This window comes from Nocardia farcinica, assembly GCF_001182745.1.
Classification (GTDB): Bacteria; Actinomycetota; Actinomycetes; order Mycobacteriales; family Mycobacteriaceae; genus Nocardia; species Nocardia farcinica.
The window spans coordinates 301,636-322,382 of sequence record NZ_LN868939.1 but is presented as its reverse complement, the minus strand read 5'-3'; the positions used below and the strand labels follow the sequence as shown (position 1 = coordinate 322,382).

At 70.6% G+C, this 20,747-nt stretch carries 24 protein-coding genes; 13 read left to right on the top strand and 11 right to left on the bottom strand.

Annotated features, from left to right (window positions below; all coding sequences use genetic code 11):
- Positions 1 to 109: 109 nt before the first annotated feature.
- The 4 genes from AMO33_RS18635 (at position 110) to AMO33_RS18620 (ending at position 4,984) form a co-directional block, all read left to right on the top strand.
- Positions 110 to 472 carry a histone-like nucleoid-structuring protein Lsr2 gene (locus AMO33_RS18635; protein ID WP_011206941.1) on the top strand — a complete coding sequence of 121 codons (363 nt, stop codon included), beginning with the start codon at positions 110 to 112 and terminating at the stop codon, positions 470 to 472.
- A gap of 208 nt (positions 473 to 680) precedes the next feature.
- Positions 681 to 1,280 carry an FHA domain-containing protein gene (locus tag AMO33_RS18630; RefSeq protein ID WP_220275695.1) on the top strand — a complete coding sequence of 200 codons (600 nt, stop codon included), beginning with the start codon at positions 681 to 683 and terminating at the stop codon, positions 1,278 to 1,280.
- Between the two features lie 200 nt (positions 1,281 to 1,480).
- Positions 1,481 to 2,029 carry an anthrone oxygenase family protein gene (locus AMO33_RS18625; RefSeq protein WP_060593739.1) on the top strand — a complete coding sequence of 183 codons (549 nt, stop codon included), beginning with the start codon at positions 1,481 to 1,483 and terminating at the stop codon, positions 2,027 to 2,029.
- Positions 2,030 to 2,428: 399 nt separating this feature from the next.
- On the top strand, positions 2,429 to 4,984 hold the full coding sequence (locus AMO33_RS18620; RefSeq protein WP_011206944.1) for an ATP-dependent Clp protease ATP-binding subunit: 2,556 nt from the start codon (positions 2,429 to 2,431) through the stop codon (positions 4,982 to 4,984).
- 69 nt (positions 4,985 to 5,053) lie between these two features.
- Here the strand turns inward: AMO33_RS18620 and AMO33_RS18615 are convergent, their stop codons facing one another.
- The 4 genes from AMO33_RS18615 to AMO33_RS18600 form a co-directional block, all read right to left on the bottom strand.
- Positions 5,054 to 5,365 (bottom strand): helix-turn-helix domain-containing protein, encoded by a 312-nt coding sequence (locus AMO33_RS18615; protein WP_011206945.1) that lies wholly within the window; start codon positions 5,363 to 5,365, stop codon positions 5,054 to 5,056.
- Positions 5,362 to 5,736, bottom strand: coding sequence for a type II toxin-antitoxin system RelE/ParE family toxin (locus AMO33_RS18610; RefSeq protein WP_076573953.1), 375 nt, complete (start codon positions 5,734 to 5,736; stop codon positions 5,362 to 5,364). Before AMO33_RS18610 ends, AMO33_RS18615 begins: the two co-directional genes overlap by 4 nt.
- A gap of 64 nt (positions 5,737 to 5,800) precedes the next feature.
- Entirely contained in the window at positions 5,801 to 6,463 is a 663-nt protein-coding gene (locus AMO33_RS18605) for a response regulator transcription factor (protein WP_060593738.1), read from the bottom strand.
- The gene (locus AMO33_RS18600; RefSeq protein ID WP_060593737.1) at positions 6,460 to 7,665 is read right to left on the bottom strand and encodes a sensor histidine kinase; all 1,206 of its coding nucleotides are present in this window, start codon (positions 7,663 to 7,665) and stop codon (positions 6,460 to 6,462) included. Before AMO33_RS18600 ends, AMO33_RS18605 begins: the two co-directional genes overlap by 4 nt.
- Positions 7,666 to 7,775: 110 nt before the next feature.
- Here AMO33_RS18600 and AMO33_RS18595 point away from each other — a divergent pair, with 110 nt between their 5' ends.
- Both AMO33_RS18595 and AMO33_RS18590 read left to right on the top strand, forming a co-directional pair.
- Positions 7,776 to 8,675, top strand: coding sequence for an ABC transporter ATP-binding protein (locus AMO33_RS18595; protein ID WP_060595038.1), 900 nt, complete (start codon positions 7,776 to 7,778; stop codon positions 8,673 to 8,675).
- Complete coding sequence (locus tag AMO33_RS18590; protein ID WP_060593736.1) at positions 8,672 to 9,520, top strand: ABC transporter permease subunit; 849 nt, start codon at positions 8,672 to 8,674, stop codon at positions 9,518 to 9,520. The genes AMO33_RS18595 and AMO33_RS18590 overlap by 4 nt, the downstream gene beginning before the upstream one ends.
- A gap of 87 nt (positions 9,521 to 9,607) precedes the next feature.
- Here AMO33_RS18590 and AMO33_RS18585 read toward each other — a convergent pair whose 3' ends face one another.
- The gene (locus tag AMO33_RS18585) at positions 9,608 to 11,107 is read right to left on the bottom strand and encodes a sensor histidine kinase (protein ID WP_060593735.1); all 1,500 of its coding nucleotides are present in this window, start codon (positions 11,105 to 11,107) and stop codon (positions 9,608 to 9,610) included.
- 70 nt (positions 11,108 to 11,177) lie between these two features.
- Here AMO33_RS18585 and AMO33_RS18580 point away from each other — a divergent pair, with 70 nt between their 5' ends.
- Complete coding sequence (locus tag AMO33_RS18580) at positions 11,178 to 11,636, top strand: SRPBCC family protein (protein WP_060593734.1); 459 nt, start codon at positions 11,178 to 11,180, stop codon at positions 11,634 to 11,636.
- An 89-nt stretch (positions 11,637 to 11,725) separates the two neighbouring features.
- A complete protein-coding gene (locus AMO33_RS18575; protein WP_060595037.1) occupies positions 11,726 to 12,157 on the top strand; it encodes an OsmC family protein in 432 nt (143 codons plus the stop codon).
- Between the two features lie 122 nt (positions 12,158 to 12,279).
- Here the strand turns inward: AMO33_RS18575 and AMO33_RS18570 are convergent, their stop codons facing one another.
- From AMO33_RS18570 to mhuD, 3 genes are all read right to left on the bottom strand, one after another.
- Positions 12,280 to 13,062: a CbtA family protein gene (locus AMO33_RS18570; protein WP_060593733.1), complete on the bottom strand. Its 783-nt coding sequence runs from the start codon at positions 13,060 to 13,062 to the stop codon at positions 12,280 to 12,282.
- A complete protein-coding gene (locus tag AMO33_RS18565) occupies positions 13,053 to 13,250 on the bottom strand; it encodes a CbtB domain-containing protein (RefSeq protein WP_060593732.1) in 198 nt (65 codons plus the stop codon). The genes AMO33_RS18570 and AMO33_RS18565 overlap by 10 nt, the downstream gene beginning before the upstream one ends.
- Before the next feature lie 183 nt (positions 13,251 to 13,433).
- Positions 13,434 to 13,757 carry a mycobilin-forming heme oxygenase MhuD gene (mhuD, locus tag AMO33_RS18560; RefSeq protein WP_060593731.1) on the bottom strand — a complete coding sequence of 108 codons (324 nt, stop codon included), beginning with the start codon at positions 13,755 to 13,757 and terminating at the stop codon, positions 13,434 to 13,436.
- A gap of 40 nt (positions 13,758 to 13,797) precedes the next feature.
- Here mhuD and AMO33_RS18555 point away from each other — a divergent pair, with 40 nt between their 5' ends.
- Positions 13,798 to 14,547, top strand: coding sequence for an alpha/beta fold hydrolase (locus AMO33_RS18555; protein ID WP_060593730.1), 750 nt, complete (start codon positions 13,798 to 13,800; stop codon positions 14,545 to 14,547).
- A 7-nt stretch (positions 14,548 to 14,554) separates the two neighbouring features.
- Here AMO33_RS18555 and AMO33_RS18550 read toward each other — a convergent pair whose 3' ends face one another.
- Complete coding sequence (locus AMO33_RS18550; protein ID WP_275896131.1) at positions 14,555 to 15,454, bottom strand: HhH-GPD family protein; 900 nt, start codon at positions 15,452 to 15,454, stop codon at positions 14,555 to 14,557.
- A gap of 123 nt (positions 15,455 to 15,577) precedes the next feature.
- Here AMO33_RS18550 and AMO33_RS18545 point away from each other — a divergent pair, with 123 nt between their 5' ends.
- Positions 15,578 to 16,201 (top strand): carbonic anhydrase, encoded by a 624-nt coding sequence (locus tag AMO33_RS18545; RefSeq protein WP_060593729.1) that lies wholly within the window; start codon positions 15,578 to 15,580, stop codon positions 16,199 to 16,201.
- Positions 16,202 to 16,324: 123 nt separating this feature from the next.
- Positions 16,325 to 16,990, top strand: coding sequence for a hypothetical protein (locus AMO33_RS18540; RefSeq protein WP_060593728.1), 666 nt, complete (start codon positions 16,325 to 16,327; stop codon positions 16,988 to 16,990).
- A 25-nt stretch (positions 16,991 to 17,015) separates the two neighbouring features.
- Here the strand turns inward: AMO33_RS18540 and radA are convergent, their stop codons facing one another.
- Together radA and AMO33_RS18530 are read right to left on the bottom strand one after the other, a co-directional pair.
- The gene (gene radA, locus AMO33_RS18535; protein WP_060593727.1) at positions 17,016 to 18,404 is read right to left on the bottom strand and encodes a DNA repair protein RadA; all 1,389 of its coding nucleotides are present in this window, start codon (positions 18,402 to 18,404) and stop codon (positions 17,016 to 17,018) included.
- 96 nt (positions 18,405 to 18,500) lie between these two features.
- Positions 18,501 to 19,172 (bottom strand): hypothetical protein, encoded by a 672-nt coding sequence (locus AMO33_RS18530; protein ID WP_076573951.1) that lies wholly within the window; start codon positions 19,170 to 19,172, stop codon positions 18,501 to 18,503.
- Positions 19,173 to 19,523: 351 nt separating this feature from the next.
- Between AMO33_RS18530 and carD the strand changes: the two genes are divergently transcribed.
- Together carD and ispD are read left to right on the top strand one after the other, a co-directional pair.
- The gene (gene carD / locus AMO33_RS18525; protein ID WP_011206964.1) at positions 19,524 to 20,012 is read left to right on the top strand and encodes an RNA polymerase-binding transcription factor CarD; all 489 of its coding nucleotides are present in this window, start codon (positions 19,524 to 19,526) and stop codon (positions 20,010 to 20,012) included.
- A 2-nt stretch (positions 20,013 to 20,014) separates the two neighbouring features.
- Complete coding sequence (gene ispD / locus AMO33_RS18520) at positions 20,015 to 20,707, top strand: 2-C-methyl-D-erythritol 4-phosphate cytidylyltransferase (RefSeq protein ID WP_060593725.1); 693 nt, start codon at positions 20,015 to 20,017, stop codon at positions 20,705 to 20,707.
- Positions 20,708 to 20,747 lie beyond the last annotated feature (40 nt).

The window sequence follows — 20,747 nt, the reverse complement described above, 5'->3', positions numbered from 1 at the left end:
GCCGCGGGCTGTTCCGGTCTCGTCTTGGAATTTTTCGACTTCACGGTATTCTTACCTCGGGTAATCGGCCTAGTCGCGGGTCGCACGATTTCGAGAGGACGTTCATCTCATGGCAAAGAAGGTCACCGTTAGCCTGATCGACGATGTCGACGGTGAGTCCATCGCGGACGAGACCATCGAGTTTGCGATCGACGGTGTGTCGTACGAGATCGACCTGTCGGCGGCGAATGCAGCGAAGCTGCGTGACGGGCTGGAGCAGTGGGTTTCCAATGCTCGCCGGGTGAGTGGACGTCGTCGCGCGAAGGCCGCCACCACCGGCGCCTCCGCCACCCCGAAGAGCCGGGTTTCGATCGATCGCGAACAAAGCGCCGCAATTCGCGAGTGGGCTCGCCGTAATGGCCACAAGGTCTCCGCCCGGGGCCGCATCTCCGCCGACATCACCGAGGCGTACAACAAGGCCGCTAAGGGCTAGTTCCGATTTTCGACTGCCGCCCGGGCGAATCGTGCGACGCCCGGGCGGCAGCATCTTTGTGATAGGACTTCGGTATATATCGCCGATGATCGGACGCTCCCGGCGTCCGGCCGGGGTGGGCGACACGGCCGGATCTGTGCGATGGTCGTCACCGGCGGTATTGGAGAGATGAGGTATCGGCGCGGTGACTGGATTCGTCGGATCATTGTTGCGGTACACCGATGACGCGGGTCGTCAGCAGGAGTTCGAGCTGACACCGGAGCGCCAGCGCATCACCATCGGCCGCTCCCCGCAGGCCGACCTCTCCCTGAGCTGGGACGCCGAGGTCTCGCGCCTGCACGCCGCGGTCGAGTACCTGGGCGCGCACTGGACCATCGTCGACGACGGGCTGTCCCGCAACGGCACCTTCGTCAACGGCGAACGGCTCGTCGGCAGGCACCGGCTGCAACCGGGCGACCGGATCCGGGTGGGCAGCTCGCTGGTCTCCTTCCACGAGTTCGGCACGCCCGCCGAGGACATCACCCGGGTGGCGACCGGCTCGATCCCGACCCTGCGTTCGCTCACCGAGACCCAGCGCGCGGTCCTCGTCGCGCTGTGCAGGCCGTACAAGAACGGGGCGGGTTTCGCGACGCCCGCCTCCAACCAGCAGATCGCCGACGAATTGTTCCTCAGCGTCGACGCCATCAAGACACATCTGCGCGCCCTGTTCGCCAAGTTCGGGGTGGAGAACCTGCCGCAGAACCAGAAGCGGGTGCGGCTGGCCGCGCTGGCGATGCAGAGCGGCATCATCTCCGACCGCGACCTGTGAGCACTGCCGATCATGCCGTAGCGGGGCGCCCTTCGTGGTGACGCTGCGCTGCCGCTTCCGGGCGCTGACCCGCTCCGGCCGGCTGGACGATCGCGTAGGCACGCGAGCGTCTCGGCGATGTCGGCCCGCCGCCGCTCCCGGTTGACTCGAGGCATCCCCGGACGCCGAGGTTCCGGGATCGTCGAGGCAGGAGAAACGGCATGGTCGCGCTGAGAATCGCCGCGCTGGTGGCGGCGGTGCTGACGACAGGTCTGATCGCGGGCGTCTTCTACGCCTACGCGATCTCGGTGATGCCCGCGCTGGCGGGCACCGACGATCGCACGATCGTCGAGGTGATGCAGAAGGTCAACGTCGCGATCCTCAATCCGTGGTTCCTGGCCCCCTTCGTGGGCACGGTCGCGTGCACGGTGCTGGCGGCGGCGCTGCACCTGGGCGGCGCGCAGCGCACGACCCTGGTGTGGATCCTGGTCGCGCTGGTGCTCGACATCGCCGCGTTCGCGGTGACCGCCGGGTTGAACGTCCCGCTCAACGAGCGGCTGGCCGCCGCGGGCGACCCGGCGGTGATCGTCGATCCGGCGGCGGTGCGGGCGGGTTTCGAGGCGGCCTGGGTGCGCTACAACATCGGGCGCGCGGTCCTGCACACGCTGGCCTTCCTGGTGCTGTGCGGTGCGCTGGTCAGCGCCGGTGCCGCGCGCGCCGAGGCGGCGCCGGTGACCCATACGGCCGGCGCGGTGTCCGCGGGGGTGTGAGCCCGCTCGTTTCGCGCCGGGATCACCCGGGTACGACTGGCACGATCCCGGCCGGCGGGAACAAACCCCCGCCGGCCGGGGTTGTAGGCGGGCAGGTACCCGTCGCCGGCGCCCGGGTCACGGGCGCGACGGGCGGTCGCGGGCTCGGCCGGGTGGCTGTTCGCTCTAGGCAAAACGAGAGCGGAAACGAATCCCGGAACGGCCACGTTATGAGTGAATGACCGTGTTGTCGCCGGTCCCCAATAGGGTGGACCGCAGGCGGCCGGAACCCCCGCCAACTAGAGTGGATGGCGGGGACCACAACCCCCGGGCTTCATGGCAGGCTGACGACCGACAGGTTGGCGACAGCACTGAAGCGTCGGATGCCACTGAAGGTCTGAGCAGGAGAGTGAGGGAGCGATGTTCGAGAGGTTCACCGACCGCGCGAGGCGCGTCGTTGTCCTGGCCCAAGAAGAGGCCCGGATGCTCAACCACAACTACATCGGCACCGAGCACATCCTGCTTGGCCTGATCCATGAGGGTGAAGGTGTCGCGGCCAAGTCGCTGGAGTCCCTCGGCATTTCGCTCGAGGGTGTGCGCAGCCAGGTCGAGGAGATCATCGGTCAGGGCCAGCAGGCCCCGTCCGGGCACATCCCCTTCACCCCGCGCGCCAAGAAGGTGCTGGAGCTGAGCCTGCGCGAGGCGCTGCAGCTCGGCCACAACTACATCGGCACCGAGCACATCCTGCTCGGCCTCATCCGCGAGGGCGAGGGCGTGGCGGCCCAGGTGCTGGTCAAGCTCGGCGCCGACCTGAACCGGGTTCGTCAGCAGGTCATCCAGCTGCTGTCGGGCTACCAGGGCAAGGAGCCGGTGGAGTCGGGCGCGCGTGGCGAGACGGGCACCCCGTCCACCTCGCTGGTGCTCGACCAGTTCGGCCGCAACCTCACCCAGGCCGCGCTCGAGGGCAAGCTCGACCCGGTGATCGGCCGCTCGAAGGAGATCGAGCGGGTCATGCAGGTGCTCAGCCGCCGCACCAAGAACAACCCGGTGCTGATCGGCGAGCCCGGCGTCGGCAAGACCGCCGTCGTCGAGGGCCTGGCGCAGGCCATCGTCAACGGCGAGGTGCCCGAGACCCTCAAGGACAAGCAGCTCTACACCCTCGACCTCGGTTCGCTGGTCGCGGGCAGCCGCTACCGCGGTGATTTCGAAGAGCGCCTGAAGAAGGTGCTCAAGGAGATCAACACCCGCGGCGACATCATCCTGTTCATCGACGAGCTGCACACGCTGGTCGGTGCCGGTGCCGCCGAGGGCGCGATCGACGCCGCCTCCATCCTCAAGCCGAAGCTGGCCCGCGGCGAGCTGCAGACCATCGGCGCCACCACCCTCGACGAGTACCGCAAGTACATCGAGAAGGACGCCGCCCTGGAGCGCCGCTTCCAGCCGGTGCAGGTGGGCGAGCCGACCGTCGAGCACACCATCAACATCCTCAAGGGCCTGCGCGACCGCTACGAGGCGCACCACCGGGTGTCCATCACCGACGGCGCGCTGGTCGCCGCCGCCACCCTGGCCGACCGGTACATCAACGACCGGTTCCTGCCGGACAAGGCGATCGACCTGATCGACGAGGCGGGCGCGCGCATGCGCATCCGCCGGATGACCGCGCCGCCGGACCTGCGCGAGTTCGACGACAAGATCGCCGACGCGCGCCGGGAGAAGGAGTCCGCGATCGACGCGCAGGACTTCGAGAAGGCCGCGCGCCTGCGCGACAAGGAGAAGCAGCTCGTCGCCAAGCGCGCCGAGCGGGAGAAGCAGTGGCGCTCCGGTGACCTGGACGTCGTGGCCGAGGTCGACGACGAGCAGATCGCCGAGGTGCTGGCCAACTGGACCGGTATCCCGGTGTTCAAGCTCACCGAGGAGGAGACCACCCGTCTGCTCCGCATGGAGGACGAGCTGCACAAGCGGATCATCGGCCAGGAGGATGCGGTCAAGGCCGTGTCCAAGGCCATCCGCCGCACCCGCGCCGGCCTGAAGGATCCGAAGCGTCCGTCCGGCTCGTTCATCTTCGCCGGCCCGTCCGGTGTCGGTAAGACCGAGCTGTCCAAGGCGCTGGCGAACTTCCTGTTCGGCGACGACGACGCGCTCATCCAGATCGACATGGGCGAGTTCCACGACCGCTTCACCGCCTCGCGGCTGTTCGGTGCCCCTCCGGGCTACGTCGGCTACGAGGAGGGCGGCCAGCTCACCGAGAAGGTGCGCCGCAAGCCGTTCTCGGTCGTGCTGTTCGACGAGATCGAGAAGGCCCACCAGGAGATCTACAACACCCTGTTGCAGGTCCTCGAGGACGGCCGCCTCACCGACGGCCAGGGCCGCACGGTCGACTTCAAGAACACGGTGCTGATCTTCACCTCGAACCTCGGCACGCAGGACATCTCGAAGGCGGTCGGCCTCGGCTTCTCGCAGTCGAACAACGAGGGCTCGAACTACGAGCGGATGAAGCTCAAGGTCAACGACGAGCTGAAGAAGCACTTCCGGCCCGAGTTCCTCAACCGCATCGACGACGTGATCGTCTTCCACCAGCTCACCAACGAGCAGATCGTCGAGATGGTGGACCTGATGATCGGCCGCGTCGCCACGCAGCTGAAGAACAAGGACATGGCGATCGAGCTCACCCCGACCGCCAAGAACCTGCTCGCCAAGCGTGGCTTCGACCCCGTGCTCGGTGCCCGGCCGCTGCGCCGCACCATCCAGCGCGAGATCGAGGACCAGCTGTCGGAGAAGATCCTCTTCGGCGAGATCGGCCCCGGCCAGACCATCCTGGTCGATGTCGAGGGCTGGGACGGCGAAGGCTCCGGCGAGGACGCCAAGTTCACCTTCACCGGCAAGGCGAAGCTGACCAAGGCCCCCACCGAGGAGAAGCCCGAGGTCGTCCTCACCGGCGCCGCCGAAGGCCCCTCCGAAGCCGCCGCCGGCGAGTAATCGCCCCGAACCCCGAGGCCCGCTCCCCCTGGGAGCGGGCCTCGGCCGTTCGTGGCCGTTCGCGGAGGGTCAGGCGGGAGCGTCGACGGTGCGGGTATCGACGATCCGCACCTCGACCGTCAGCCCGACCTTGGCCGCCAGGTTGACGAGCGTGTCCACCGAGAAGCGGCTCATCTTCCCGTTCTTCAGGTCGGAGATACGCGGCTGCGTCACTCCGAGGTTCGTCGCGGCCACCCGCTGTGACCAGCCGAATTCATCGATTCGATCACGGATCGCCCGCATCAGCTGCGACCGCACCTTGAGGTTCTCCGACTCCGCCGGCGTATCGGCGAGGGCATCGAAGACCGAGGCGAATTCCTGCTGTTCCTGGTGTTCCTTCATCGCTGTACCCTCTGCTGCGACTCCGCGACGGCCAGCCGGTACCGATTGATGCCGGTCTCGACAGCTCGTCTCGGAGTCTGGTTCGACTTCTTCTGGAAACCATGCAGGATGTACACGACGTCACCGAGGTCGGCGACGTAGAAGACCCTGAACCAGCCGTCGTCTTCGGCGATACGAATCTCACGAACACCCTTGCCGACCGAAGGCATCGGCTTCGATCCTCGCGGGGTCTCCCCGCACTGGACGAGATCGATCTGATGCCCAGCGTCCTGCCGCGCCGCTGATGGAAAGTCGCGGATCTCGTCGAGTGCGCGGCCGATGAAGACAACTGGTTTCCTGACAGCTGGTTTTCTTGTCGGTTCCCCCCTCACACAGTGATTATACACAATTTTATATGAGTGTGCGCACGCAACTTCGGGCTGCGTCGCCAACGTGCTAACTCCAGCCCGGGCGGACGAGGCCGGATTCGTAGGCGAGGACGACGAGTTGGGTGCGGTCGCGGGCGCCGAGTTTGGTGAGGATGCGGCTGACGTGGGTGCGGGCGGTGGCCGGGCTCAGGTAGAGGCGGGCGCCGATCTCGGCGTTGGTGAGGCCCTCGGCGACCAGCGCCATCACCTCGCGTTCGCGGTCGGTGAGTTCGGCGAGGGCGGTGGGCGGGGGTTGTTTGGCGTGGGCGGCGAACTCGGTGATGAGGCGGCGCGTGACGCCGGGGGAGAGCAGCGCGTCACCGGCGGCCACCACCCGGACCGCGCGCACCAGATCGGCCGGTTCGGTGTGTTTGACCAGGAAGCCCGTGGCACCGGCGCGCATCGCCTCGAAGACGTATTCGTCGAGTTCGAAGGTGGTGAGGACGACGACGCGCACATCGGTGAGCGCGGGGTCGGCGGCGATGGTCCTGGTGGCGGCGAGCCCGTCGAGCACCGGCATGCGGATGTCCATCAGCACCACGTCCGGGCGCAACTCGCGGGTCAGCCGGACGGCCTGCTCGCCGTCGTCGGCCTCGCCCACCACCTCGATGCCCTGCTGCGCCGCGAGCAGCGCGACGAAGCCGCCGCGCACCAGGGCCTGATCGTCGGCGACCAGTACTCGGATGCTCATCGTCCCTCCCGTTCCGGGTGCGCGGATTCGCCGGTGGCAGCGGCTGTCTCGCGGGGCGCGACGGGTAGCAGGGCCGCGACGCGGAAGCCGCCGTCGGGCCGCGGGCCCGCCGTCACCGTCCCACCGAGCGCATGCGCCCGCTCCCGCATTCCCGCGATGCCACTGCCGCCACCGGACCGGGCCGCCGTCCGCAGCGGCCGGGTGTTGTCGACGGTGATCTCCACCGACGCCGGGCCGTAGCGGACGCACACCTGCGCCGCGGCGCCCGGCGCGTGCCGGACCACGTTGGTGAGCGCCTCGCGCACGATCCGCGCCGCCGCCACATCGATGACGCTGGGCAACGGCCGCGGCTCGCCCCGCACCGTGACCCGCACGGCGAGCCCGGCGTCGCGGGCGGGCCGCACCAGCGCGTCGGGATCGCCGATGCCCGGCGCGGGTTCGGGCGGGCCGAGCGGTGCACCCGCGCGGATGGTCTCGAGCAGGGTGTGTACCTCGGCCAGGGAGTCCTTGCTGGCGGTCTTGATCGCCGCCAGCGCGGAGCGGGCCTGCTCGGGCTCGGCGTCGAACAGCGCCAACGCCACCGAGGACTGCACATTGATGAGCGACAGGCTGTGCGCGAGCACATCGTGCAGTTCGCGGGCGATGCTCAGCCGCTCCTCGCTGGCCCGCCGCCCGCGCTGCGCCTCGGCGTCCCGGCGGGCGGCTTCGGCGCGTTGCGCCCGCGCCTCGACGGCGGCGCGCCGCTGCCGTACTCCCTCGGCGATGCTGCCGAGCACCGCCAGCCACGCCCCGATCCCCACCAGCTGCCAGCCGTTCACCGTCTCGCCGAGCAGGACGGGCAGCGGCCACACGAACGCGAGATAGCCGATCGGCAGCAGCGGATAGGTCCACCAGCGGGAGCCGCGGGTCGCGGCGGTCAGGAAGGCGACCACCAGCGCGAGGAACACCGGCCCGTAGCCGTAGCCGCCGAGCAGGTAGCCGGCGCAGGCGGCCAGCGTCACCGCGAGCACCGGCAACGGCGCGCGTCGCCGGAACACCAGCGCGATCGGACCGGCCACGAGCAGCAGGTAGCCGAGCAGGTCGAGAGCGCGCACGCCGGTCTGGTTCAGGTTCGCCGGGCGGCTCAGGCCGACCTGGGCGACGGCGACGACCAGCGCGAGCCCCCAGTCCCTGCCGATGCGTGTGATCGCCGCCGTGCTCATCCTTCGCAGCCTAGGCGCGCGCCGGGCCGTCGGCGTCCGTCGCGGCGCGTAGTTCGAGGGTCGCCGGTGGACGGATGTGCCGTGACCACGCGCGGCCGAGGCTGAACAGCATGACGAATTCCATCGTGGTCACCTCGGGGCTGACCAAACGCTACGGCGAACACACCGCCGTCGACGACGTGGGCATGCGCGTGGCCGCCGGGGAGGTCTACGGATTCCTCGGCCCGAACGGGGCGGGCAAGACCACCACGTTGCGCATGCTGGCCGGGCTGATCCGGCCGAGCGCGGGTACCGCGACCGTGCTCGGCGGGGTGCCCGGCGATCCGGCAGTGCTGCGCCGGATCGGCGTGCTCATCGAAGGTCCGGGTTTCTATCCCTACCTGTCCGGCCGGGAGAACCTGCGGGTGCTCGCGCGCTATCGCGGTCTGGGCCGGGCCGAGGTCGACGAGGCGCTGGACCGCGTCGGCCTCACCGCCCGCGGAGGCGATCGCTTCCGCACCTATTCGCTCGGGATGAAGCAGCGGCTCGGCGTCGGTGCAGCCCTGCTCGGTCGCCCGGACCTGCTGATCCTGGACGAGCCGACCAACGGGCTCGACCCGGCCGGGATGGCCGAGATGCGCGCGCTGATCGCCGGGCTCGCCGGCGAGGGGCACACCGTGCTGCTGTCGAGCCATCTGCTCAGCGAGGTCCAGGAGATCTGCGACCGGGTCGGCGTCATCGCGAACGGGCGCCTGGTCACCGAGTCGACGGTGGCCGAACTGCGCGGCGGCGCAGCACTGTTCGTGCGTGCCGAGCCGTGGGAGACGGCACTGTCGGCGGTGCGCGGGATCGCCGGGACGGTGCGGCGGGCGGGCGAGGGCATCCGCATCGACGCACCGGCCGACGCGGCGCCCGACGTGGCGCGTGCCGTGGTCGCGGCGGGGGCGGATCTGCTGGAGCTGCGTGTCGACGAGAAGTCGTTGGAGGAAGTGTTCTTCGAGATCACCGGAACGGAAGGGGCGCTGCGATGAACGAGCTGACGACCGCGGTACGGGCGGAGCTGGCCAGGCTGGGCCGCTGGCCGGTGTTCTGGATCGTGCTCGGCACCTGGGTGGTGCTGAATCTGGTGTTCGCCTACCTGTTCAACTATCTGGCCTACCGGTCCGGCGAACAGAGCGCGATGGCCGACGCGCAGCCGAAAGAGGTGCTGCTCCAACAGATGTTGCCCGCCGCGGTGCCCGAGGTCTTCACCCAGGGCATGGCGATGTTCGGCGGTGCGCTGATGCTCATCCTCGGCGCGCTGGCGGTGGGCAGCGGCTACGGCTGGGGCACCTGGAAAACCGTGTTCACCCAGGGGCCCTCGCGCGTGACGGTGGCTGGTTCGGCGCTGGTCGCGCTCGCACTGGTGACGGTGGCGCTGGTCGTGGCGGTGTTCGTGATCGACACCGGCACCGCGGCCCTGATCGCCGCGGCGGAATCCCAGTCGCTCGCGCTACCCGACGCCGGCCGCATCCTCTCCGGAATCGCCTACGGCACCGCCATTCTGGGAATGTGGACGCTGGCGGGCGCCTTCCTGGGCGCGGTCGCGCGTGGCCCGGCACTGGCCACCGGCCTCGGCCTGGTGTGGGTGCTGGTGGTGGAGAACCTGCTGCGCGGCACCGCGGGCATTCTCGGTCCGCTGCGGGCGCTCACCGACCGGTTGCCCGGCACCGCCGCCGGTTCGCTGGCGGGCACCCTGCGCACCGTCGACGGGCCCGCCACGCCCGGCGTGCTCGACATCCTCTCCCGCGGCGAATCCCTTGTGTTGCTGGCGGTCTACGCCCTGTTGTTCGCGGGCGCGACGGTGTGGCTGATGCGCCGGCGGGACCTGGCCTGACCCGGGGCCGTGCTCGTCCGGTGGCGGCCGGGCGAGCACCCGGCGATCGGGTGCGAATGTCGATCGGGTGCGAATGTCGTTGCCGGGTCAGGACTCCGGTGCGCGCGCCTCGGCGGGGAGCGGCGAGTTGTCCGTCTCCAACGGGTGCCCGTTCCCACCGGGCGCCTCGGGCTCCGGCGACGATGCGACGCGCTCGACCGGCCGGTCCGCGCCGGAGGGGTCGGGTGCGCCGCCGCCGTTCCCGGCGGCGGTCGGCGGCGTCGGCGCGACCCGCACCGGCAGCCTGGCGGCGACCCGGTAGCCGCCGCTCGGCCGCGGACCCGCCGTCAGCGCGCCACCGAGTGCGTGCGCCCGTTCCCGCATGCCGATGATGCCGTTCCCCGCTCCCGGTGACCGGGTCTGCGGTCCGGCGGGCCTGCCGTTGTCGACGGTGATGTCGACCGATTCGGCGGTGTAGCGGACGGTCACGGTGGCGGTGGCGCCGACGGCGTGCCGGATGACGTTGGTCAGCGATTCCTGCACGATCCCCGCGGCGGCGGCATCGATGGCCTCGGGCAGCTCGACCGGATCCCCGACGACCTTGATCTGCACCGTGAGCCCGGTCGCGCGGGCGCGCTGGACGAGCGCGTCCAGGTCGGCGAGACCGGGCTCGGGGGCGCGTGGGGCGGGCGCCGGTTCGGCGGGGGTCCGGCGCGGGTCGCGGCGGGGCTCGCGGTCGTGCCGGGTGCGGTCCACCGGCAGGCCGAGTCTGCCGCTCACGCCGCCGCGCTTGCCCGGCCGCCGCGGCCGGTCCGGATCGGCGGTCTTGTCGTCGGCGAGTGGCCCGGCGAACGGGCCGCGCCGGATGGTCGGCAACAGCGCGTGCACCTCGTCGAGCGAATCCTTGCTGGCCTTCTTGATCGCCGCCAGCGCGGAGCGGGCCTGCATCGGCTTGCGTTCGAACAGCTCCAGCGCCACCGAGGACTGCACGTTGATGAGCGAAAGGCTGTGTGCCAGCACGTCGTGCAGTTCACGGGCGGCGGTGAGCCGCTCCTCACAGGCGAACCGCTCGCGCTGCGCGGCCTCGGCCCGCCGGGCCGCGTCGAAGCGCTCCTCCCGCAACCGCGCCATCGCCCGCCGCACCCGCACCGCCTCGGCCGCGGCCACCAGCACCACCAGCCACCCCGCCGCGGCGCACACCACCGCCACGCCGGGCCCGCGCCCGAGCAGGGCGGGCACCGGCCAGACGAATATCACGAAGCTCGCGGGCACGAAAGGATAAGTCCACCAGCGTGATCCGCTCACCGCGGCGGTGAGGAAGGCGACCGCGGGCGCGAGGAACACCGGACCGTAGCCGTAGTCCAGGGCCAGGTAGATCCCGCACGCGGCCAGCGCCAGCACCAACACCGGCAGCGGTTCCACCTGCCGGAAAACCAGGGCGATCGGGCCGGCCAGCAGCAACACGCAGCCGAGCACATCCAGCGAACGGACCCCGGTCTGCCCCACATTCGCCGCACGCCCACCCGCGACCTGGATCATCGCGACGATCAAGGCGATGGCGCAGTCGCGCACGATCGAGTCCCGATTCGCTATGCCTGGCGGTGTCACCCCTGCAGCCTATTCGGCCGTGCCGCTGCGGCTCCGGTCATGCGACGATTTTCCCGGGTAAGGTCCGGGCATGGTCGACCAGTCCACTCGCCTTCCCGATCTGTCCGCACGCCCGCACGAGCTGTCCGTGGAGCGGGTGATGACGGCACCCGCGTCGCTGCTCTACGCGGCGCTCACCCGCGGCTTCGACATCTGGCTCGCGGCGCCGGACTCGGTGCGGATGCGGCCAGAGGTCGGCGAGCCGTTCTATTTCGAGACCGAGTTCGAGGGCAAGCGCAACCCGCACTACGGCCGGTTCCTGCGGCTGACCCCCGACCGCGAGGTGGAGTTCACCTGGGTCACCGCCGCCACCGAGGGCGCCGAGACGGTGGTGCGGGTGGAGCTGGTGAAGCAGCCGCGCGGCATCCGGTTGCGGCTCGCGCACGCAGGCTTCGCCAGTGCGGCCGTGCGCGACCTGCACCAGCAGGTGTGGCCGCGGATGCTCGAGCAGCTCGACGAGCGGATCTCCGGCGAATCGAATCGCGCCTGACGGGACCGGGGAACGGGCGCGCGGAACGCGGCGCGCGGGTAGGTTCGATCGTGCAGGAGTAGTACGGCTCACATCGTGAAAGGACAATGATGCCAACACGTACCGCGCGCACCGCATGGACAGGTGGTCTGCAGGACGGTTCCGGTCAGGTGGAGCTGGCCAGCTCCGGCGTCGGCAAGTACGACGTGTCGTTCCCGAAGCGTTCCGCCGACGGCACCACCAGCCCGGAGGAGCTGATCGCCGCCGCGCACTCCTCCTGCTACGCGATGGCGTTGTCGGCGCAGATCGCCAATGCGGGCGGCACCCCGGAGAGCCTGGACGTGACCGCCGACGTCACGCTCGGCCCCGACCCGGCGGGCGGCTTCCGCATCACCGGCATCCAGCTGACCGTGCGTGGCCGCGTGCAGGGTCTGGACGCCGACGGGTTCCAGGCGGCGGCCGAGGCCGCCAAGGCGGGCTGCCCGGTGTCGAAGGCGCTGGCCGGTGTCGACTCCATCAGCCTGGACGCCGCCCTCGCCTGAGCTCCGGCCGCGCCGAGAAAGCGCCCTGCCGACGAGAAGAGCGGTGCCGACGAGAAGAACGGTGCCGACGAGAAAGGGCGGTGCGGTCCCGAGACCGCACCGCCCTTTCCCGTGTCGTGCGCTCAGGCGGCGACGAGTTCCCGCGACCGGGCCGCGCGTTCGGTGAGCGCGGCGAAGCCGAGTCCGAGCGCGGTCCACAGCGTGGCCGACACCGCCAGCGAGGAGACCCGGAACTGCCAGAGCAGGCTGGGCGGGAATCCCGCGGGCACCTCGTCCACGCCGGGCAACGCCACATACCCGACCGCGGTGACCGCGACGAACGCGAGCACGCCCGCGATCAGCCGAAGCGTCGCCGGGTGTCCGGCGAGCAGCCGGTGAACGAACCCGCCCGCACCCACCGCGGCGATGCCGAGCAGCACCACCGCGAACCACAACAGTGTGCGGTGATCGATGGTGTCGGGGTCGCCCACCGCGGGCGGATTGGCCGGGTACTTGAAGAACGGCACCGCCACCACGGCCGCCCAGCCGCCCGCCGCCAGCACCAGTGCGAGCGCGGGCCCGGACAGTGCGGTCCAGCGGCGGGCGTGATGAGCCGCCGCGGCGAACATCGCGCCCAGCGCCAGCCCGGTGAGCCCGAGCGCGAGGAACTGGCCGAATTTCTGCCCGGTACGGCTGACCAACGCCTCGTCGTCACCGTGCGAATGGGCAGCCGCGCCCTCGTGTGAATGCGCCGCCTCCACCGGGGCCTCTTCCGGCGTCGCGGCCAGGGCCTCTTCCAAGGCGATGGCCGCCTCGACCTTCGGCTCGCCCACGAAATGTCCCACGGTGGCCGCCAGTAGACCGGCGATCAGACCGGCCAGCAGGCCACGCAGCAGCAGGGTCTTCAGTGATCCGGTCAGTGGCACGGCACACCCAGCAGGTGACGTCCGTCGTGCATCAGCTCGTGCAGGAACATCCCGCCGCGCGAGACGGCGCCCTGATCGAAGCCGACCAGGTAGAGCGTGAGCAGTGCGAGCAGAACGACACCGACCGTGACGAGCACGGTGGCGACCGAATCGGTCGACCTGGTGGCGGGGGAATGCGCGATGGCCATGGGTGTCCTCCTCGGGATTCAGCGTCCCGTCGGCGGTGGTGCGAGGGTGCCGGTGTCTGGCTCTACAGTGGCGCGACCGCTCCGGAATTCCACCGGGATTACCGCGTCACCCTCGCTCGGTCACCTCGCACAATGGCACCGCGACGCATGCGGCGTCAATACGGTGCGGCCGAGGTGATCAGCTCATTCCGCGGCGCCGGCCTTGGCGGGCACGTCGAGCACGACCTCGAACTCGAGCAGCGAGGCGCCGGTGGCGACCGGCTTCTGCTCGCCGCTGCCGGCGTGCGCGGCCCGCGCCGGGCCGTCGCGCCAGGCCGCGAACGACTCCTCGGAGTCCCACTGGGTCACCACGAAGTAGCGGTTGTCACCCGCGACCGGCCGCAGCAACTGGAAGCCGAGGAAGCCGGGGGAGTTCTCCACGGCGTGCGCGCGGTGGGCGAACCGCTTCTCCAGCTCCGGTCCGGCGCCCTCGGGGACCTCGATCGCGTTGATCTTCACAACTGCCATGTCCCGACAATACGTCGGTCGCCGGTGCACAATCGAGGCGATGTTGTACGACGAAGGCGGCGCAGGCGCCCCGATCCTGTTGCTGCACGGACTGATGGGCAGCGCGCGCACCTGGGCCGGACACCTGGACTGGTTGCGCGGCCACGGCCACGTCTACACCTTCGACGCCGCAGGCCACGGCCGCCCCGCGCCACCGGAACTCACCACCGAGGCGTTCGTCGCCGACCTGGCCGAGGCCACCGCCGGGATCGGCGAGCCCATGGCGGTGATCGGGCATTCGATGGGCGGGCTGCACGGCTGGGTGTTCGCCGCGCACCACCCCGAGCGGGTGCGGGCGCTGGTGGTCGAGGACATCGCCCCGGATTTCACCGGCCGCACCGCCGCCGACTGGGCCGCGATGATCGAGTCCTGGCCGCAGCCGTTCCCCGATGCCGACGCGGTGCTGTCGTACTTCGGCCCGGTGGCCGGGCGCTACTTCCTCAACTCCTTCGAACACGGCCCGCAGGGGTACCGGCTGCACGGCTCGGTGGCCACCTTCCGCGACATCTCCGAGGAGTGGGGCGGGCGCTCGTTCTGGGCCGAGTGGCGGGCCGTGCGGGTGCCCGCGCTGCTCATCGAGGGCGAGCACACCATCACCCCGCCCGGTCAGATGCGCGAGATGGCGGCGGTCAATCCGCACGCGGAGTACGTGCGGGTCGCCGGCGCCGGGCATCTGGTGCACGACGAACAGCCGCGGCGTTACCGCGTGGAGGTGGCGAGGTTCCTCGACCGGGTGCTCGGCGCGCCCTAGCTCCGGTTCAACGTTCGCCTTCGCCCGCCAGGGCGAACAGGCCGTCGGCGGTCTGCTCGATCAGGCCGTCCACCAGCAGCGAGTCCAGCGCACGGTCGCGCTGGCCGGGGTCGCGGGTCCAGGCCAGGTCCAGGCGCACCCGCTCCACCGGGCCGCTGGCCGCGCGCAACACGTCCAGCAGCCGGCCGCGCGCCTGCCGATCGGTGCCCTCGTACTTCTGCGTGCGCCGCACCACCTCCGAGGCGGGGCGCCCCGCGCTCACCCATGCGCAGTGCGGTAGCGGGCAGCGGCCGCAATCCGGGTTGCGGGCGGTGCACACGGTGGCGCCGAGCTCCATCAGCGCCGCCGAGAAGCGGGCGGCCGGTTCGACCTGCGCGGGCAGCAGCGCCTCGGTCTCGGCGAGATCCCGCGCGGACGGATTGCCCGCCTCGGCGCGGCCGTGCACCGCACGGGCCACCACCCGCCGGACGTTGGTGTCCACCACCGGCACCCGCATGCCGTAGGCGAAGCAGGCCACCGCGCGGGCGGTGTAGGCGCCGATGCCGGGCAGTCCGAGCAGGACGTCCACGTCGGCGGGCACCTCGTCGCCGTGCTCGGCGGCGAGCACCCCGGCGCATTCGTGCAGCCGCAGCGCCCTGCGCGGATAGCCCAGCTTGCCCCAGGCGCGCAGCACCTCGGCCTGGGAGGAGGCCGCCATCGCCGAGGGCACCGGCCAGCGCCGCACCCACTCCAGCCAGATCGGCTGCACCCGGGCGACCGGCGTCTGCTGGAGCATGATCTCGCTCATCAGGATCTGCCACGCGGTCACGCCGGGGCGCCGCCACGGCAGGTCGCGGGCCGCTGCGGCGTACCAGTCCAGCAGCGCGTCGTGGTCGATTCCGCCGCCGTCGGCCACCTGCGCGCCCACCTGTCGATCCGCCCCGCTCCGCACTGTCCTCACCGTCTCCGCCGCCACCACGCCAGGTCCTCTTCGCCCGCCCGTAACGGGACCGACTCGCTGGTAATGATGCTCGTGTGCACAATGGTTGATATGCCTCGCTCCAACCCGATCAGCGCCTGGAAGTCCCTCCGCGAGGGAAATGAGCGATTCGTCAGTGGCAACCTGCTGCATCCTAGCCAGGGCGCCGCGGACCGAGCCAAGCTCGTCGCCGGGCAACATCCTTCCGCGATCCTGTTCGGTTGCGGTGACTCCCGCGTGGCCGCCGAACTGATCTTCGACCAGGGCCTCGGCGACATGTTCGTGGTCCGCACCGCGGGCCACGTCATCGACAGCTCGGTCCTCGGCTCCATCGAGTACGGCGTGGCGGTGCTCGACGTGCCGTTGATCGTGGTGCTCGGCCACGACAGCTGCGGCGCCGTCAAGGCCACCATCGACGCCCTCGACGGCGGCGAGGTGCCCGGCGGGTTCATCCGCAGCGTCGTCGAGCGGGTCGCCCCGTCCATCCTGGTCGGCCGCCGCGAAGGGCTGTCCAGCGTGGACGAGATGGAAGCGCGACACGTGGTGGAGACGAGCAAGCTGCTCATGCAGCGTTCGATGATCATCTCCGAGAAGGTCGAGTCCGGCCAGCTCGCCATCGCGTGCGTGACCTACAAGCTGGCCGAGGGCAAGGTGCAGCTGGAGCGTGTCGTCGGCAACATCGGTGAAGTCGTCTGAACCAGACACAGCCGACATAACTCCAGCGTGCGGTGGGCGTCGACCTCGGCGCGCGGCCCCCTGCGGGGCCGACACGCCGAGGTCCTGAACCAACGCACCCCGCGGTGGCCGTAAGTTTGAATCGTGCTGGAACCGACTGGACCGCTGCCACCGGAGATCTACTGGCGTCGTCGCGTTTTCGCCGTCGGGATCCTCGTCGTGGTGCTCGCGCTGGTGATTTGGCTCGTGCTGATGGTGGCGCGCGGCGGTGACTCGCCGGGTGACGCGGCGGCCGCCACGACCACCTCGACCTCCTCGGCCGACCGGGCCACCGAGACCACCAAACCGTCCGGCAGCGCCGATCCGAGCGCGCCCAAGTCCTCCGGGGCGAGCACGACCGCCGAGGCGCCGGTGGCCAACCAGTGCCCGGACCAGTCGCTGGCGGTGAAGGTGACCGTCGCGCAGCCGACCTACCGGGTGGGGGAACAGCCGGTCTTCGGCATCGTGATCACCAACATCTCCGCCGAGCCGTGCGCGCGGGACGTCGGCTCCGCCGCCCAGCAGGTCTTCGTCCAGACCCTCGACGGCACCCGCAGGCTCTGGGCCAGCACCGACTGCTACCCCGACGGCCATCCCGACGTGCGCACCCTCGATCGCGGCGAACAGGCGGCCTTCCAGGTCACCTGGTCCGGCTCCACTTCGCAGCCCAACTGCGCGGGCGAGCGCGTCCCGGTCCCGCCGGGGGCCTATTCCGTTGTGGCGCAACTGGGCTCGGTGCGCAGCGCCGCCGAGCCGTTCAACATCGCCTGACGGGTATCGCCTGATCGGCGCGGAATCAGTCACCGCCGGACTTGCGTCCGCGTAATCCGCTGATGCGCAACGCCGAACGCACGTCCCCGACCTCGTGGACGCGAATGGTCGCGCCCTTCAACCGCTCCGAGCCGGGCGGCACCAGCGCGGTGGTGAAACCGAGCCGCTCGGCCTCGGCCAGCCGCCGCGCCACACCGGTCACCTTGCGCACCTCGCCCGCCAGGCCGACCTCGCCGAGGATCACCCAGCCGGCGGGCAGCGCGGTATCGCATTCCGCGCTGGCGATGGCCAGTGCGATGGCCAGGTCGGCGGCGGGTTCGGCCAGCCGCATGCCGCCGACGGTGGCGGCGTACACGTCGTGCTTGCCGAGGAACACCCGGCCGCGGCTCTGCAGCACCGCGAGCACCATCGCGACCCGGTTGTAGTCCAGGCCGCTGACCGCGCGGCGCGGTGCCGGGATCTCGGTCTTCACCGTCAGCCCCTGCACCTCGCCGACCAGCGGCCGCTTGCCGTCCATGGCCACGGTGACCGCGGTGCCCGGCACCGGGTCGGTGCGGTGGTGCAGGAACAGCCCGGACGGGTCGTCCACGCAGGCGATGCCGTCCTCGTGCAGTTCGAAGCAGCCCACCTCGTCGGCGCTGCCGAAGCGGTTCTTGATGCCGCGCACCATGCGCAGCGTGGAGTTCTTGTCGCCCTCGAACTGGAGCACCACGTCCACCAGGTGCTCGAGGGTGCGGGGCCCGGCCACGTTGCCGTCCTTGGTGACGTGACCGACCAGCAGCACCGCGATGCCGCTGGCCTTGGCCAGCGAGGTGAGTGCCGCGGTCACCGCCCGGACCTGGGTGACACCGCCGATGACGCCCTCCGCCTCGGGCGCGAGCATGGTCTGCACCGAGTCCACCACCAGCAGCGTCGGCCGCACCTGCTCGACGTGGCCGAGCACGATGGACAGGTCCGACTCCGCGGCGAGGAAGACCTGCTCGTGCACGGCGCCGGTGCGGTCGGCGCGCAGCCGGACCTGCCCGGCCGACTCCTCGGCGGTGACGTAGAGCGCCTTCTCCCCGGGCCGGCGCGCCCACTGGTGGGCGACCTCGAGCAGCAGGGTGGACTTGCCCACCCCGGGTTCACCGGAGAGCAGCACCACCGATCCGGCCACCACCCCGCCGCCGAGCACCCGGTCCAGTTCCGACACTCCGGTGGGGCGGGCCTTGGTGACCTGCGAATCGATCGCGGAGATCGGTGCGGCCGCGGTGCTCGGCAGCATCGCGCGCCGACCGGGCGCACCCGGCGCCGTGGCCGAGACCGCCACCTCGTCCACCGTGCCCCAGGCGCCGCAGTCCGGGCACTTGCCCACCCATTTGGCCACTTCGTGCGAGCAGGCCGAGCACCGGAAGATCGCCTTGGTCTTTGCCACACCGGCACGATACGCAGCCGGGCCGACAGAACGAGAAAGGCTGCCGCACCGGGTGCGACAGCCTTTCGGTCTGGATCGGGGTGGCGGTGGGGCGCCTCAGTGGCCGCCGCCGTGGCCCTCCGGCGCCGGGCCGGACAGCGGCGACTCGTGCCGCTCGGCCTCGGTGCCCGCGTCGACGGGCACCTGGACCTGCACGGTGCCGTTCTCCTTGAAGTTGAACGAGACGGTGTAGGCGAGGCCGGGGGTGATGTCCTTGGTGAGCCCGGTGATCTCGATGAGGGCGTGCTCGGCCTCGTCCTGGTCCGCGGCGGGCTGTGCCGTGGTGGTCGGGGCGGGGGAGGTGGTCGCGGAACCGTGGCCGTCGCCGTGCTCGCCCGCGGCGGACGCGCCGGTCTGCGCGGGGGCCGCGACGACGATCTGCTGCGGGCCGATCTCGAAGCGCGACTTGCCGGCGGGCGGGGTGATCTCGACCTGGCCGAGGTCGGTGGTGATGCTGGTCAGCTCGTCGGCGGTGGTCTCGCTGTTGTTCACCACCGACAGCGCGAGCAGCGCCTTGCCGCCCTGGGTGTTGGTATAGCCCTCGCCGGGGAACACGATGTGCACGTTGCGCAGCGAGATCTCCTCGACGTCGGCAAAGTTGCCGTTGATCGCCGAAGCCTGATTCGCGGTCTGCGAGATCTGACCCGCGCTGCAGCCGGACAGCGCGAGCGCGGCGCCGGCGGCGAATGCGGCCACCGTCACCATCAGACGTGAGTTCAGGGCAGTCACGGCTTGTCCTCCATGTCGACCGGGCACACTCCGCTACGGAGAGTAGTAACTAGGCAGCGTAGTAGTCGACTCGCGCGCGCTGGTTACGGGGTCGTCGACACGGGCGCGTCGGCATCCGTTGCATAACGGTTGACGGGTTGCGCGGGGGTTTGCCACGTGACCGCCACGACACCCGTTCCGGGCAGCCGCAGGTGATGCCCGTCGATAACTCGTTCTGGCACAACGTGATGCACACCCCGGCTGTTCTGTCAACCCCGGCGGTGCCCTCGTTGTGGCCCTGACCTGCACAGTTGATCGCGCCGTTATCGAGTCGCATGTTAAACTGTGAACATCGAAAGGGGCACGGGACACATGATTTTTAAGGTCGGAGACACCGTCGTTTACCCCCACCACGGAGCGGCGCTGATCGAAGCAATCGAGACTCGCACCATCAAGGGTGAGCAAAAGGAATACCTGGTCCTCAAGGTCGCCCAGGGCGACCTGACCGTACGCGTACCCGCGGAGAACGCCGAATACGTCGGCGTGCGCGATGTCGTGGGCCAGGAGGGTCTCGATCGAGTCTTCCAGGTGCTACGTGCGCCGCACACCGAGGAGCCGACCAACTGGTCCCGCCGCTACAAGGCCAACCTGGAGAAGCTCGCCTCCGGCGATGTGAACAAGGTGGCCGAGGTCGTGCGCGACCTGTGGCGCCGGGAGCAGGACCGCGGCCTGTCCGCCGGTGAGAAGCGGATGCTGGCCAAGGCCCGGCAGATCCTGGTCGGTGAGCTGGCGCTCGCCGAGGGCACCGACGACGGCAAGGCCGAGACGCTGCTCGACGAGGTCCTCGCAGCGGCTTCCTGACCGTGAACGACGCCGACAACGACGGTTCCGTCGTTGCGTTGGTTCCTGCCGCCGGTCGTGGCGTGCGCCTGGGTGAGCAATCTCCCAAAGCGTTCGTCCCGGTCGGCGGCACACCCATGGTTCGACTCGCTGTCGACGGCCTGCTGGCCGCCGGGGTGGTCGACCGCATCATCGTGATGGTGCCCGCCGAATGGGTCGAGAGCGCAGTCGCCCTGCTGCCGCCCTCGGAGGTCGTGCGGGTCGTGGTCGGCGGTGCCGAGCGGACCGATTCGGTTCGCGCCGGACTCGCCGCCGCTCCGGATGCCGGATATTTCCTGGTGCACGACGCCGCTCGGGCGCTCACCCCGCCCGCGCTGATCGGGCGAATCGTCGGCGAACTCCGCGCGGGTCGTCGCGCGGTGGTGCCCGCCCTCCCGGTGGTCGACACCGTGAAGTCCGTCGACGCCGCGGGCGTCGTCACCGGCACGCCCGACCGCGCCGCGCTGCGCGCCGTCCAGACTCCGCAGGGCTTCACCGCCGATCTGCTGCGCGCGGCGTACGCGGCCGACGTACCGGCCACCGACGACGCGGGCCTGGTCGAGCGGCTCGGCGAGCCGGTGCACACCGTCGCCGGTGATCCGCTCGCCTTCAAGATCACCACGCCGCTGGATCTGCGGCTGGCCGAAACGCTGCTCGACCGCCGCGCCGCGCTGTGACCGAACTCGCGCCGCCCCCGCTCGGCGCCCCGTCGACGGT

Coding starts and splice junctions, on each gene's coding strand:
- AMO33_RS18635 (WP_011206941.1), top strand. CDS start 110: ATGGCAAAGAAGGTCACCGTTAGCCTGATCGACGATGTCGACGGTGAG.
- AMO33_RS18625 (WP_060593739.1), top strand. CDS start 1,481: ATGGTCGCGCTGAGAATCGCCGCGCTGGTGGCGGCGGTGCTGACGACA.
- AMO33_RS18620 (WP_011206944.1), top strand. CDS start 2,429: ATGTTCGAGAGGTTCACCGACCGCGCGAGGCGCGTCGTTGTCCTGGCC.
- AMO33_RS18615 (WP_011206945.1), bottom strand. CDS start 5,365: ATGAAGGAACACCAGGAACAGCAGGAATTCGCCTCGGTCTTCGATGCC.
- AMO33_RS18605 (WP_060593738.1), bottom strand. CDS start 6,463: ATGAGCATCCGAGTACTGGTCGCCGACGATCAGGCCCTGGTGCGCGGC.
- AMO33_RS18600 (WP_060593737.1), bottom strand. CDS start 7,665: ATGAGCACGGCGGCGATCACACGCATCGGCAGGGACTGGGGGCTCGCG.
- AMO33_RS18595 (WP_060595038.1), top strand. CDS start 7,776: ATGACGAATTCCATCGTGGTCACCTCGGGGCTGACCAAACGCTACGGC.
- AMO33_RS18590 (WP_060593736.1), top strand. CDS start 8,672: ATGAACGAGCTGACGACCGCGGTACGGGCGGAGCTGGCCAGGCTGGGC.
- AMO33_RS18580 (WP_060593734.1), top strand. CDS start 11,178: ATGGTCGACCAGTCCACTCGCCTTCCCGATCTGTCCGCACGCCCGCAC.
- AMO33_RS18575 (WP_060595037.1), top strand. CDS start 11,726: ATGCCAACACGTACCGCGCGCACCGCATGGACAGGTGGTCTGCAGGAC.
- AMO33_RS18565 (WP_060593732.1), bottom strand. CDS start 13,250: ATGGCCATCGCGCATTCCCCCGCCACCAGGTCGACCGATTCGGTCGCC.
- mhuD (WP_060593731.1), bottom strand. CDS start 13,757: ATGGCAGTTGTGAAGATCAACGCGATCGAGGTCCCCGAGGGCGCCGGA.
- AMO33_RS18555 (WP_060593730.1), top strand. CDS start 13,798: ATGTTGTACGACGAAGGCGGCGCAGGCGCCCCGATCCTGTTGCTGCAC.
- AMO33_RS18545 (WP_060593729.1), top strand. CDS start 15,578: ATGCCTCGCTCCAACCCGATCAGCGCCTGGAAGTCCCTCCGCGAGGGA.
- carD (WP_011206964.1), top strand. CDS start 19,524: ATGATTTTTAAGGTCGGAGACACCGTCGTTTACCCCCACCACGGAGCG.